The sequence below is a fragment of the Paenibacillus oryzae genome, assembly GCF_001675045.1.
GTDB classification, from domain to species: domain Bacteria; phylum Bacillota; class Bacilli; order Paenibacillales; family Paenibacillaceae; genus Pristimantibacillus; species Pristimantibacillus oryzae.
This window is the reverse complement of record NZ_LYPA01000050.1, coordinates 84,785-98,645: the sequence shown is the minus strand read 5'-3', so window position 1 is coordinate 98,645 and position 13,861 is coordinate 84,785. Positions and strand designations below refer to the sequence as shown.

General features: G+C 49.2%; 9 protein-coding genes. All 9 read left to right on the top strand.

Annotation, left to right across the window (positions count from 1 at the left end):
• Positions 1–3: 3 nt before the first annotated feature.
• The 9 genes from A7K91_RS10485 to A7K91_RS10445 all read left to right on the top strand — a co-directional run bounded on the left by A7K91_RS10485 (position 4) and on the right by A7K91_RS10445 (position 13,853).
• Positions 4–1,719 carry a type 2 periplasmic-binding domain-containing protein gene (locus A7K91_RS10485; protein ID WP_068682384.1) on the top strand — a complete coding sequence of 572 codons (1,716 nt, stop codon included), beginning with the start codon at positions 4–6 and terminating at the stop codon, positions 1,717–1,719.
• A gap of 138 nt (positions 1,720–1,857) precedes the next feature.
• Positions 1,858–3,414 (top strand): response regulator transcription factor, encoded by a 1,557-nt coding sequence (locus tag A7K91_RS10480; RefSeq protein WP_068682460.1) that lies wholly within the window; start codon positions 1,858–1,860, stop codon positions 3,412–3,414.
• A gap of 11 nt (positions 3,415–3,425) precedes the next feature.
• Positions 3,426–5,180 carry a sensor histidine kinase gene (locus A7K91_RS10475; RefSeq protein ID WP_068682382.1) on the top strand — a complete coding sequence of 585 codons (1,755 nt, stop codon included), beginning with the start codon at positions 3,426–3,428 and terminating at the stop codon, positions 5,178–5,180.
• A 129-nt stretch (positions 5,181–5,309) separates the two neighbouring features.
• Positions 5,310–7,028: an ABC transporter substrate-binding protein gene (locus tag A7K91_RS10470; protein WP_068682380.1), complete on the top strand. Its 1,719-nt coding sequence runs from the start codon at positions 5,310–5,312 to the stop codon at positions 7,026–7,028.
• 52 nt (positions 7,029–7,080) lie between these two features.
• The gene (locus A7K91_RS10465; RefSeq protein ID WP_245697410.1) at positions 7,081–8,025 is read left to right on the top strand and encodes an ABC transporter permease; all 945 of its coding nucleotides are present in this window, start codon (positions 7,081–7,083) and stop codon (positions 8,023–8,025) included.
• 15 nt (positions 8,026–8,040) lie between these two features.
• Positions 8,041–8,961 (top strand): carbohydrate ABC transporter permease, encoded by a 921-nt coding sequence (locus A7K91_RS10460; RefSeq protein ID WP_068682378.1) that lies wholly within the window; start codon positions 8,041–8,043, stop codon positions 8,959–8,961.
• Between the two features lie 304 nt (positions 8,962–9,265).
• Positions 9,266–10,939: a glucuronoarabinoxylan endo-1,4-beta-xylanase XynC gene (xynC, locus tag A7K91_RS10455; protein ID WP_068682376.1), complete on the top strand. Its 1,674-nt coding sequence runs from the start codon at positions 9,266–9,268 to the stop codon at positions 10,937–10,939.
• Between the two features lie 216 nt (positions 10,940–11,155).
• A complete protein-coding gene (locus A7K91_RS10450; protein WP_068682374.1) occupies positions 11,156–11,962 on the top strand; it encodes a Nif3-like dinuclear metal center hexameric protein in 807 nt (268 codons plus the stop codon).
• Between the two features lie 223 nt (positions 11,963–12,185).
• Positions 12,186–13,853, top strand: coding sequence for an extracellular solute-binding protein (locus A7K91_RS10445; protein ID WP_068682455.1), 1,668 nt, complete (start codon positions 12,186–12,188; stop codon positions 13,851–13,853).
• Positions 13,854–13,861 lie beyond the last annotated feature (8 nt).

Here is a 13,861-nt window from a genome sequence, read left to right as displayed (position 1 = left end):
AACATGGGATTTCGTAAAGGAATTTCCATTCTGACGATTAGCGCCGCTTTTGCTTTGGCGCTTTCAGGATGCACCAGCGACAAACCGGCTCCATCAGCTTCAACTGCTCCAACAGCCTCTTCATCTCCATCTGATTCCGGTGAAGGGGGGACTGATGCAAAACTGGAAGCATTGGGCCTTGATTCCAATTTGAAATTCAAGGAAACCCGCAAAATTACAGTAGAGGTATATGACCGCGGCAATGATGGGGGAACCAAGCCAGAGGATAATTTTTATACAACATATATCAAAGAAGGCATGCTGCGCGACCATAATGTAGAGGTTACTTTTGTTCCTGTTCCGCGCTGGACAGAGACCGAGGTCATTAACAATTATTTGGCAGCGAATCAAGCGCCGGATGTCAGCCTTACCTATTCTTATCCAACCATTCAAACCTACGCTAATATGGGAGGTATTCTTGACCTTGCTCCTATTTTGGCGGAAAATAAAGAGCTTTTTCCGGATATGTTTGAGTACTTAACTGAAACAAACATCTATTGGGATCAGGACCCGGCCACTGGAACACTGTGGGCGCTGGAAGGCCGTTTGAATGTGCTTAACCGCATCAATACCTTTGTGCGCCAGGATTGGCTCCAGAAGCTTAATATTGAGCCGCCAACCAACCTGCAGGAGTTTGAAAGCATGCTTAGAGCCTTTAAGGACAATGCTTCGACCCTTTTAGGGGCGGATGCTGACAAGATGATTCCATTTTCAACGAGCTTTGATGTCGGCTGGCGTGCGGATCATTTGACGACATCCTTTATGCCTAATGATCTAACAGATAAAGACATCTATGTAAATGGCTTTGATGACCGCCTTTTCCTTATGCCGAACTACAAGGAAGGCATAAGAACGCTGAACAAATGGTACAACGAAGGTTTGGTCTGGAAGGACTTCCCTCTATATCCTGCAGGAGATACAACCGAGGATAATTTAATGAAGCTGGGTCATGTAGGCGCATTTATGCATAACTGGGATTATCCTTACCGGAACGGCGACGATAGCATTCATGCAAGCCTTCAGCGGCTTGTTGGTCCTGATGCGGCTTATGTTGCGGTCGAGTCATTCCCGAATGACGCTGGAGTTTATAAGAAATTTTTATCAGGTCCCATTGATCGCAAGGTGTTTTTCCCGGCTACAAACAAAGAGCCAATTGCTTCTTTGCTCTATGTAAACTGGATTTCCAAGTTTGAAAATCGCGTATTCCTTCAGTTTGGAGAAGAAGGCGTAACGCATGAAAAGCTGCCTGACGGCTCCTTGAAGACCATTGCAACAACAGGCGAAAAAATTATGAACTCTCCAGCAAACATCGACTATACCATTACAAGCAATGGCATTAATCTTGGCGATCCGGATTTAACAGTCAAGTCAATTGCAAACGGATATGCCGGCGTTGACTCCAAATTAATTGAAATTGCCCATAAAATTACAACGAATGATGGGCGTATCGGCAAAAATGCCAATGTAGGGCAAATCAAGGCAGAAGACGGGCAAGGCCAGGCGCTTAAAGAAAAACGGGATACAATCCTGAATAAGGCCGTTGTAGCGGCTGTAGACAAATTTGACGAAATATATGACTCTGGCATGAAGGATTATCTCAATTCAGGCGGTCAAGCCATCATTGATGAGCGAAAAGCAGCATGGGAAAAAACGTATGGAACCGAAACAATGCTGAAATAGCGTTAAATGTAAAATGTGAGCTATTACGAACATCGATAAAAGCATACAAGCAAGCAACAAAAGACCGGAGGAAGGAGAGTGTTTCCTTCGGTTTTTTGCGTTCTCAACCATCCGATTAAAAAGGAGGCTGCACGGTTCATGCATAAAGTATTGGTGGTGGACGATGAAACTTATGTTCGAAAAGGGCTGCTGGAGCTTGTGGAGTGGAACGAAATGAAGCTAACCATCGTTGGCGAAGCGCGAAACGGCAAGGAGGCGCTGGGGCTTATTGAGGAGCTGAAGCCGGATCTGGTCATTACGGATATACGCATGCCCGCGATTGACGGGCTGGAGCTTATTCGCCTCGTTAACGAGGCTGGCCGCTATAAACCGCTTTTTATTATTATTAGCGGCTATCACGATTTCAACTATGCCAGACAGGCGCTGCGCTACGGCGTTCGCGACTATATTTTGAAGCCGATCGACGAGGAGGAACTGGCTTCCACTTTACGCAAGCTCAGTCTTGGCATGGCAGCGCAAGCAGCGCGCGGTCTTGCTGAAGACGGCCAGCTCAAAAGCCTGATGCTGGAAGCGCTGGCTCAAGGAACGTCCGACGATGAGGAGGCGGAGCGCTACGCGGCAGCTTTGGGCATTCAGGAAGGGACCTCCCTGCTGTATATTATTGCCGAGGTTTACGCCCCTCCGCAGGACGAGTCGATAACTAACAAAACCTTCCTGGAGGCGTGGGGCTCTATTGATATCAATAGAGCCTTGCTAGCCTCTGGAGAGTCCAGCCCTGGCCAATTCGCGCTATTGCTCCAGACACCTCGTCTCTGCAACGAGGAGTCAGTGTTCCAGCAGAAGCTGGAGCAGATCCGTATGACGCTTTCCCGCCGCCTGTCCGCCGAAGTTGGAATCTATTGCGGCGATCCCGTATATCAGCCCATTCATATTCGGGATGCCTGCCTTGCCGCCAATGAAGCTGCCAGACATAAATATGCTGAACAAGGCGTTATCCGTTATGCGGGCGTTAGCGGCAAACCCTTGTATGTATTTGACATCAGCCCGGATTTGTCCGGCAAGCTGATTCTGCAGGTGGAGGAGGGCGACCGCGAAGGCTTTACCGCAACAACGGAGCACATATTCGGACTGTTTCGCGAGCAGCGATTTTCTCCGCAGGCCGTAGCGGGCTCTCTCTCCAGATGTTTGGCCGGGATAGTCGGAGCTGTGAACGAAATGAACGGAAATCCCGATTGCCTCGTTTCCTTGAGAGAGCTGTCGCAGGGAATAACGCGCGCCAATTGGAGCCTTGATTTGCTAAAGCGGCATTTTATTGGAGCATTGACGGAGGCGGACGATTGTATCGCCATTTTGCGCAAGGAGTCATCCAACGGCGGCATTAAGGCGATCAAAAGCTATATCGACCTTCATTACAGCCAAAATATTAGCCTGAAAAGCATTGCTTCGCAGTTCTATATGAACGCCGTCTACCTGGGGCGGCTATTCCGAAAAACCTATGGCGTTTATTTTAACGACTATCTGCTGGAGATTCGGATGAAAGAAGCCAAACGGCTGCTTCGCCAAACCGATTTGCGCATGTATGAAATTGCTGCCAGAGTCGGCTTTCAGAATGCGGATTATTTTGCCACCCAATTCGAAAAGCTGGACAAGCTGACCCCTAGCGAATATCGCAACAGCTTGAGCGGCAAAGATTAGGGAGCAGGCCTATGAAATGGATAACCCCCTTTAAGCTAAACTTTATGAAGCTGCGTGACAAGCTGCTGCTCATGTACGTCTTGTCCGTTTTTATTCCCATTGTCGCCACCAATCTCATTTTCTATCATGTCACCGCTACCAATATCCGCAATCAAAAAAACGCGGACGCCGTCATGGCGCTGAATCATCTGAAAACCGAGCTGCGCGGTATCATCGACCAGGGGGTAGGACTTGCTTATTCCCTCTATGCCGATCCCCTTTTTAACAAAACGATTTCTCAGCTTTTTCCCAGTCAAATTGATTATATTCAAACCTACAATTCTTATCTGAAGGGTGCATTGTCCGATCAGGAATCCATCCACGGGGTTCGCGGCTACCAGGTGTATAGCGATAATCCTACCATTCTGAGGTCGGGCTACATCGAACCGTTAACGGATGCGACCAAGCAACTGGACTGGTATGTCCAGTCGCAAGGCCAGTCTGTCCGAAATGCCTTTCCCGCGCTTATCTATTGGGATTCCAGATTCAGCTTGATACAAAGGCTAAACAACTACCATACCGGCGGCTTTCAGCAGCTTGTCAAAATCGACCTCAATATGAAGCTGATCGCCCAGACGTTTGATGGAAGCAGCTTTGCCGGTAACGTGTACCTGGCCGACCCGGAAGGGAGAATTGTTTTTGCCAAGCGCAGTGAGGATGGAGAAAATCCGCAACCGCAAGCCGGCTTTGTGCAGGACATGGAGCTGGATAAGGCGGACCATCGGTTCCAGTCTGCTTATGAAGGCATCAATTATTTGAATGGCTGGAGCCTGCATGGCATTTTGGACGAAAAGTTTTATATGCAAGAGGTGTCCAAATCACGCTCCTTCGTCATTTGGCTGGCCTGCATCAACTTTGTGCTGCCCACCTTGATCATTGCCGCCATGTCAAGGTCGCTGCATGTCAGGCTTGTACGCATTCTGAAGCATATGAAAAAGGTGAAAAGCCAGCAATTCCAGAGCATTCCCCCGGAAGAAGCCAGAGATGAAATCGGGCAGCTGACCATTGAGTTTAACCGGATGACGGAAACAATCAACAATTTGATAAACGAGGTGTACATCGCGGACATTCAGCGAAAGGATCTGGAGCTCAAGCAGCAAAAGGCGCAGCTTCACGCCCTGTACAGCCAGATCAACCCTCATTTTCTGTTTAATGTGCTGGAGTCCATCCGAATGAGGAGCATAATCAAGGGCGAACGGGAAACGGCCAAAATCGTTCAGCATATGGCCAAAATGCTTCGCAAATCGATCTCCTGGAGCGCCAATGAGGTGACCGTACAGGAGGAGCTGGAGCTGATCGGAAGCTTCCTCGACATTCAGCAATACCGATTTGGGGAAATGCTGGAATACAGCATTGTGGCTGATCCTGCCATACTCCAGTACCGAATACCGAAGATGGTCATTTTGCCGTTTGTTGAAAATGCCAGCATACACGGCATTGAATCCAGTCCCGAAAAAGGAATGATTAGCGTTGCTGTCGATCTGTACAGGGATCAGCTTCGGTTCAAGCTGGCGGACAACGGAATCGGCATGGCTGCCGGGAAGCTGGACGAGCTGCTGGGTTATCTGGAGGAGCATGAAGAAATCGGGGAGCGGGTCGGCATGAAAAACACGTATAACCGCCTGAAGCTCATTTATGGGGAGCGGTATTCCTTGACCGTGCGATCCGCGGAGGGAGAAGGCACGGAAATACAGATTTTATTGCCTTTGAAAGCAAGCGGGCAATAACAGGCTTTCAGAAAGAGGATATGCTTTACAAAGCAGGAGGTATAGATTTATGGGTAATCGCCACAACGTTTTCTTGTTATATTGAAAGTGCTTACAAAACGATGGGGATTAAAGGGGGAAACAGGTGGTATGGCAAAAAGCAAGACTTGGATGATGGCGCTGGTCGTTGTGGCGGCGATGGCTTTAGGGGCGTGCGGTAAGGCAGCGGAAGGAACGCCGTCGAGCAGTCCTGGCAACGGCTCCGGGGAAGACAGCATTTCTGCGCAAACCGGAGGAGAGACGGAATCCAATGAACCGGTCACCTTTACGTATTATCACTTTGCGCCTGGAAAAAAGGATGTGTTGGCCAGTGAAACGGTGATCGGCAAGGAGCTGCAGAAGCAAACCGGCGTTGATTGGAAGCTGGAATACGTCGTTGGAGACAGCACAACAAAAGCCGGCGTCATGATCGCCAGCGGAGAATATCCCGATGTCATCAGCTCCAGCGGCGAAATGTCCAAGCTGATGGATGCGGAAGCCTACATTCCGCTGGATGATCTGATCGAGGAGCATGCGCCCAACATTAAACGGGTGTACGGACCCTATTTCGATAAAATGAGGCATACGGACGGGAAAATCTATACGCTTCCTTATACCGCCAATCAAGGCGAATATATCGGCGGCCCCAATATTGGCGGCGGAGCTTTCTGGATTCAACGCTCAGTATTAAAGGAATTTAACTACCCCGAGATCAAAACATTGGATGAATATTTCGATTTCATCAAGAAATACAAGGAGAAATATCCGAAAGTTGACGGCATGGATACAATCGGTTTTGTTTCGCTGGCCGGTGTCGCCAACAACTTCTTCACCCTGCAGAACCCCGCGATGCATCTTGCCGGCTATCCAAATGACGGCAGCGTCATCGTCGATATGGAAACCCATGAAGCCAAAATCGTGGCGGGAACAGAATATCAGAAGCGCTGGATCGGAAAGCTGAACGAAATCAACGCGGAGGGCTTGTTCGACCCGGAGTCCTTTACGATGAACAAGGACCAATATTTGGCCAAGCTGACCTCCGGGCGGGTATTGGGTTACTTTAACTACGCTTGGCAAGTTGGCGACGCCACCAAAAACCTGCTTTCGGCGGGTATCGACGAGAAGCGTTACGCGCCGCTGCCGATTGTGTTTGACAAGGACATAAAGGATCAATACATCGATCCTCCAGGTTTTGTTGCGAACTATGGTATTGGCATTACAACCAAAGCCGAGGACCCGGTCCGCATCATCAAATATTTTGATAATCTGCTGAAGGAAGAAAATCAGATTTTGGTTCAATGGGGCATCAAGGACCAAACGTACAGCGTAGACGAAAACGGCCGTTTCTATTTCGCAAACGACGAGCAGCGCAAATATCATGACGATCTGGAGCTTAGCCGCACCTTTGGTTTTACCTACTTCGTGACGGATTGGCCAAAATATGGCGGAGAGTCGACGCTATCCGACGGCAATGCTTTTAGTCCGGGCAATCAATCCGAGGTGGCCTCGTATTCCTATACCGAAGGCGATAAAGCTATTCTTGAAGCCTACGGCGTCAAAACGTTCAGTGAGCTGTTCAACAAGCCTGACCCGCGCCCTTGGTTCCCGTCCTGGTCCATTGCGCTGGAGCAAGGCTCGCCCGAGCAGATTTTTGCGACCAAATCGGACGATTTGCAGAGAAAGCATTTGCCTACGCTAATTCTGGAGTCGCCATCCAAATTTGAGCCGGCATGGGAAGCTTACATTTCCGAGCTGAACAAGCTGGACAAAGAAACCTATGAAGCCACGATAACCAAAGCCGTGCAGGATCGGGTAGCGGGCAAATGGTAGGTTAACGCGGAAGGGGCGACATCAGGTGGAGAAACCGATAAAATCCGAACCATTGGCCACGGGTCTGAATCAGCCCAATATTCATAAAACCGCGCTATTTTTCAAACGGCTGCTTCAGCAAAAAACGTTGGCGTTTATGTGTATTCCATTTGTGCTGTGGGCGTTTGTATTCAAATATATGCCTCTGTGGGGCTGGACGATGGCTTTTCAGAAGTTTAAGGCGTCCAGAACCTTTGCGGAGCAGGAATGGGTCGGATGGCAACATTTCCAGTTCCTGTTTTCCGACAATTCCTTTTACCGCGTACTCCGCAATACGATAGTTATGAGCTCGATCAAGCTGGTACTTGGTTTTGTTACTGCGATTACGCTGGCCCTGCTGCTTAACGAGCTGAAAAATATTGTTTTCAAACGTTTTGTGCAAACGGTCAGTTATTTGCCGCATTTTATATCCTGGGTTGTTGCCTCCAGCATCGTGCTCACGGTTTTATCGCCGGACGGCATTGTCAATTTGCTGCTGACCAAGCTGGGCATTTTGGACAATCCTGTATTGTGGATGAGCAAAGGTCATTATTTTTGGGGGATATTGGGAGCGACGGAGGTGTGGAAGGAGGTTGGCTGGAATACCATTATTTATTTGGCCGCCATTACAGCTATTGATCCTTCCCAATACGAAGCGGCGGAAATCGACGGCGCCAACCGCCTCCAGCGCATGTTAAGCATAACGTTGCCCGGACTAAAGCCGGTTATTATTATTTTACTGATCATGAATATGGGTCATATTCTGGAGTCCGGGTTTGAAGCGCAATATTTGCTTGGCAACGGGATGAATCAGGACTATTCAGAAAATCTGGACATCTTTGTGCTGAAATACGGCATAGGGATGGGCAACTTTTCGCTGGGTACGGCGGCAGGCATTTTCAAAACGGTCGTCAGCTTCTTCTTCCTTTTCTCTGCTAACTATATGGCGAAGAGAATGGGAGAAAGCAGACTTTTCTAAAGGGAGGTTTTCTTCATGCTTGCATTGAAAAAATCGCGTCTGCGGCGAAGAAGCCTCGGCGATCGGCTGTTCGATTACGGCAATATCGTCTTTATGATTGGTTTGATGATCGTAACGATTTATCCTTTTGTCAATATGATCGCGGTTTCCTTCAATGACGCCAATGATGCGGTCAGGGGCGGTATTTATTTGTGGCCGCGGCTGTGGACACTGGATAATTACAGCTATATTTTCGGCGAATCCGATATTTACCATGCGACATTAATCTCGTTCCTTCGCACCGTATTGGGCACTATTGTCTCCGTATTTTGTACGGCGATGCTTGCCTTTACGATCAGCCGGCAGGAATTTGTGCTCCGCAAGGCTGTGACGATGTTTTTTGTGTTTACGATGTATTTTAGCGGAGGGCTGATTCCCACGTACCTGCTGATCAGGGATCTGGGGCTGATCAATTCCTTCTGGGTCTATATTTTTCCGGGCATCATCGGGGTTTTTAATATGATCGTTATTCGATCCTTTATCGAAGGGCTGCCGGACGGCATATTGGAATCTGCGCGTATTGACGGGGCAGGGGAGTTTACAACCTTTGTCCGCGTCGTATTGCCGCTTACGATCCCGGCTATGGCAACTGTGTCCTTATTTGTAGCCGTCGGGCAATGGAATTCATGGTTTGATGTTTTCCTGTATAATTCCTCTAATATCAAGCTAAGCACGCTGCAATACGAATTGATGAAAATCCTGCAAACCTCAACAACGGCAGCGACGGCATCGGCGGGAGATATTTATCAATCCCAGGGAGGGAGCGGAACGTCCGTAACGCCAACTTCAATTCGGGCGACGATGACCATCATTGCCAGCGTCCCGATTCTTATGGTGTATCCTTTTGTGCAGCGCTATTTTGTTCAAGGCATGACGCTTGGCGGCGTTAAGGGTTAAATGGCTTAGTATAACCTCCGACATAAGGTCCCCTTTGGCGTTCAGCGCGCAGTTACGTGCGGCTGGCGCCAGAGCCGGACCTTTTTGTTTGGTCCATGCAGGTGAAGCAATTCAGGGAAAAAAGTATGTTTTTTTGAGAAAAAGCTATAGTTTGTCCGGTAACACTTGATGACGGTATAAAGTATATTGAAAGCGCATACATTTATTGCCTTATTTATTGCCTCATTTGAAAGGCGGTGATTGGGCGGCTTTGCGATAGCCGTAAGGAGGTTACCATAAACCCATTTTAGGAGGAGATGAAGAAATGATTTCACGGTTCAGAAGGTCGATTTGTGTGTTATTGGCGTCGATGCTGGCATTGTCGCTCATTATTGTGCCCGCGCCTGCCAAAATTTCGGCAGCAAGTGATGTTGTCGTTAATCTGGCATCGGAAAAGCAGCTTATCCGCGGCTTTGGTGGAATGAACCATCCTATCTGGATTGGCGATTTAACGTCTTCGCAACGGGACACGGCCTTTGGCAACGGACAAAATCAGCTTGGCTTCTCCATCTTGAGGATTTTTGTAGATCCTAATCCCAGCAACTGGCAGAGAGAGGTAGCAACCGCGCAAAGGGCGATTCAGCTTGGAGCAATCGTGTTTGCTTCTCCATGGAATCCTCCAAGCGACATGATCGAAACGTTTAATCGCAACGGCGACACCAATGCAAAGCGGCTGCGTTATGATAAATACGCTGCGTATGCTCAGCACCTGAATAATTTTGTTTCGTATATGAAAAACAACGGCGTCGATTTATATGCGATTTCGGTGCAGAATGAGCCGGATTACGCGCATGACTGGACCTGGTGGACGCCGCAGGAAATGCTTCGTTTCATGAAGGAGAATGCAGGCTCTATTCAAGGTACGCGGGTCATGGCCCCGGAATCGTTTTCCTATCTCAAAAATATGTCTGACCCCATCCTGAATGATCCTCAGGCGCTGGCCAATATGGATATTTTGGGAGCCCACACCTACGGAACGCAGTTCAGCAGCTTCCCTTATCCTCTGTTCAAGCAAAAGGGAGCAGGCAAGGAGCTATGGATGACCGAGGTTTATTATCCCAACAGCAGCAGCTCCGCCGATCTTTGGCCCGAGGCGCTGGATGTTGCCTATCACATCCATCACAATCTCGTCGATGCGGAATTTCAGGCTTATCTGTGGTGGTACATCCGCAGATCCTACGGTCCTATGAAGGAAGATGGCACTATCAGCAAACGCGGCTATTCCATGGCCCACTATTCCAAGTTTGTGCGTCCCGGCTATGTGCGGGTGGATGCAACGAAAAACCCGGAAAACAATGTATTTACCTCTGCCTATAAGGGAGACAACAAAGCCGTTATCGTAGCGGTGAACCGCAGCGCTTCGACTGTCAGCCAAAGATTTGTGCTGCAAAACGGCAATGCCTCGACGGCAGCTTCATGGATTACCGATGCAACCCGTAATCTGTCCGCTGGACCTGCCCTTTCGATATCAAACGGAGCGTTTACCGCACAGCTTCCTCCAAGAAGCGTCACTACCTTTGTAGCTGATTTGAGCGGAGGCGGCAATACTAGCGGCACGACCTATGAGGCAGAGACCGGAACAACGTTAACCAATGCTACGGTGGCGACGACGCATAGCGGATATAGCGGCACGGGCTTTGTCGATTTTCAGGCGGCAAGCGACGCCGCGATTCAATGGAACAGTATTTATTGCGCCACCACCGGCACTAAAAATGTCAAAATCCGCTACGCGCTGGAAACCGGCACGCGAAATCTGGACGTCTACGTAAACGGCGTCAAGGTGATCAGCAATACTCCTTTTTCCGCTACCGGAGGCTGGGCGACCTGGGGTGAAAAAACGATTCAGGTTCCTATGAATACGGGGAATAATACGCTTCGACTAGTAACAACGGGGACGGAAGGCCCCAATATCGACAATATACATGTGACGGCCAGCTAATCGATTAAGACTGTCAAAAGTGCAGATCAAGGGGGCAACACCCCGTGGTCTGCACTTTTTTGTTCGTTTGCTGGAGCGGTTCAGGTGGCTATGGCCTTACTTGGCATCTTGTAGATTCCACAAAGTCCTAAAGCGTTGTTATCCGGGCTGTGGAGGGTTAAACAGCGGTGAAGCGAATGTATTATAAAGCACCTAAAAAAGGGAGATGTGTCGCTTATGAAGGTTCAGGACATTATCGACAATGTTTTGCGGGACAGCTGCGGGGACAAAAGGCTGGAGAAAACGTGTGACGTATTGGCAAGCGGTCATCCCGATATGGAGGTAAGCGGCATCGTAACGACGTTTATGGCAACGGTTGGCGTCATCCAAAGGGCGATAGAGCTTGGCGCTAATCTGATCATAACGCACGAGCCAACCTATTTTACGGGAGCCGACCATCTGGATTGGCTGCAGGACGACCCCGTATATTTAGCGAAAAAGCAATTAATCGAACAACATGAAATAGCGATATGGCGTTTCCATGATCATATGCATATGGCAAAAACCGATCGTATTTACGACGGCTTGATTCGGCGGCTGGGCTGGGAAGGGAAGCAGCTGGACCCTCTTTCGCCATGGGGATACGGCATTGAGGAAACGACGGTGCAGGAGCTGACCGCCTTCCTCAAGGAACGCCTTGGGATGGATCACATTCGGATTGTAGGGCGGCCCGATATGGGCTGTTCCCGAATCGGAATTTTGGTCGGAGGCGGAAGCCTGGGACTTGGCAAGGAGCATATGCCGATGGAGCTCATGCGGGACCGCGACCTGGATGTTATGATTTGCGGTGAAATTACAGAGTGGACATTATGCGCCTACGTCAATGACGCAGCCATGCTGGGAATGAACAAAGCGATGATCATCGTGGGTCATGAGCGCACCGAAGAGTGGGGCATGAAGGATATGGCAGAGTGGCTGAAACCGCTGGCAGGCGGCTCCCCCGTTTACTTTGTCGACGCCAAGGAGCCGTTCAGCTATCTATAGGCAGTCGCCGCTGCATATACCGTGCCGTCCCGCTTTGGCAGATTAGTCTGCAGCGGGGCGGCTTTTTCCGTTAATTGGAATCAAGAGGATATCATAAACGAAATTGGTCAACAAACGGACGATAAGTAAAAAATTGTGGATTGAGTCTAGTGTGATTTTCGTTATAATAAGACAATTAATGGTCATGGGAGGGGATTGTCAGTTGCAGATTAGCGGAAAGCGAATGGTCAAATTGCTGTTATCCGCCTTTGTCATGAGCAGTATACTTGTATCGTGCAGCCGCAGTGCAAGTCCTGAGGGCGTACAGGAAGCCGAGGGCAATCCTGAAGCTGTTTATGATGACGCCTATTTAAGCAGGTACAATCCGCCGATCCGTCTCAGCATGGCAAGAGAGGTTGGAGACGGCCTGAAGGACTTGATTGATGATTTGCCCGGCGAAACGCTGGAGGACAACCGATGGAGCCGCTTATACCGCGATGTGCTGGGCATCGAGATTGCCTATGAATGGACAGCGAGAAGCGAGCAATATTACAAGAAACAGGAAATCATGCTTGCTGCGGGAAGACTGCCTGATGTGGTTAAGGTCAATGCCCAGCAGCTGAGACAGCTTAGCAATGCCGGCTTGATTCAGGAATTGACAGACGCGTATGAGACCTACGCTTCGCCGTTTACCAAGGAAATTTTGACGCAGGAGGGTGCAGGAGCGCTGGAATCCGGGACCATTAACGGTAAGCTGATGGGCATTCCGGAAACGGAGGCATCCATCGAAAAGGCGCTTTATTTGTGGATTCGGACCGACTGGCTGGAGAAGCTGAAGCTTGCGCCTCCAAAAACGATAGACGATGTTTTGGCAATATCGAAAGCGTTTACAGAAGGCGATCCCGACGGCAATGGATTAAGGGATACGTATGGCCTGGCGGCCACCCAATATCTGTTCGATCCCGTTATGGGATTAACCGGGTTTATGGCGGGATACGGCGCTTATCCAGCCATCTGGCTTAAGGATGAGAGCGGAAGGCTCGTCTACGGCGGCATCCAGCCCGAGGTCAAGGAAGCGTTAAAGGCACTGCAAGCTATGTACAGGGAAGGACAGCTGGATAGCGAATTTGCAATTAAAAACGGCGGAAAAGTGAAGCAGCAAATTGCGGAGGGGAAAATCGGCATGCTGTACGGGGAGCAATGGGGCTCCTTTTTGGCGCAAATAAGCCGGGAGAATGACCCGGACTCGGAATGGCAGGCCTATCCTATTGTATCCGCTACGGAGCAGCCCGTTTATGTGCCGCTTAAATTTAATACCAGCCAGTTTTATGCCGTAAGAAAGGATTATACCCATCCCGAAGCCGTTGTTAAGCTTTTTAACCTGTATCTGGAGAAAAACTGGGGTAAAACAGCGGAGTATGAAGTCTATTACAATAACTCCATGCCCGTATGGGGCCTTTCCCCCGTAACGCCGTTTCCCGCCAAAAAAAATCTCGAGGCTTACCGTCAAATCAAGGAGGCCTATGAAAGCGGACATGAGGCGCTGCTGCAGGACGAAGCCCGTTTTATCCAGAAAAAAATGGATTTGTACGCAGCCGGGGGCGAAGATAGCGAATCTGGCTGGGGCTGGGAAAAAACGTATGGCAAAAACGGTGCGATGAGCGTGCTGGACGGTTATGAAAAAAATAAACAGCTGCTCTTTGACGCATTTGTTGGAGCGCCTACTGAAGCTATGATAGAAAAACAAATCATATTGAACGATTTGAGCCATGATGCCTTTATTAATATTATTTTGGGGAATCCACTGGAGGAGTTTGACCGGTTCGTGGAGGAGTGGATGATACTGGGAGGCGCGCAAATAACGGCCGAAGTTAACCAGTGGTATGAGGAAAGAGGACAAGACCTCCAATAAGTGATTTT

Bases quoted from the DNA above. Each gene is read 5' to 3' on its own strand.
- A7K91_RS10485 (WP_068682384.1), top strand. From the start codon at position 4: ATGGGATTTCGTAAAGGAATTTCCATTCTGACGATTAGCGCCGCTTTT.
- A7K91_RS10480 (WP_068682460.1), top strand. From the start codon at position 1,858: ATGCATAAAGTATTGGTGGTGGACGATGAAACTTATGTTCGAAAAGGG.
- A7K91_RS10475 (WP_068682382.1), top strand. From the start codon at position 3,426: ATGAAATGGATAACCCCCTTTAAGCTAAACTTTATGAAGCTGCGTGAC.
- A7K91_RS10470 (WP_068682380.1), top strand. From the start codon at position 5,310: ATGGCAAAAAGCAAGACTTGGATGATGGCGCTGGTCGTTGTGGCGGCG.
- A7K91_RS10460 (WP_068682378.1), top strand. From the start codon at position 8,041: ATGCTTGCATTGAAAAAATCGCGTCTGCGGCGAAGAAGCCTCGGCGAT.
- xynC (WP_068682376.1), top strand. From the start codon at position 9,266: ATGATTTCACGGTTCAGAAGGTCGATTTGTGTGTTATTGGCGTCGATG.
- A7K91_RS10450 (WP_068682374.1), top strand. From the start codon at position 11,156: ATGAAGGTTCAGGACATTATCGACAATGTTTTGCGGGACAGCTGCGGG.
- A7K91_RS10445 (WP_068682455.1), top strand. From the start codon at position 12,186: ATGGTCAAATTGCTGTTATCCGCCTTTGTCATGAGCAGTATACTTGTA.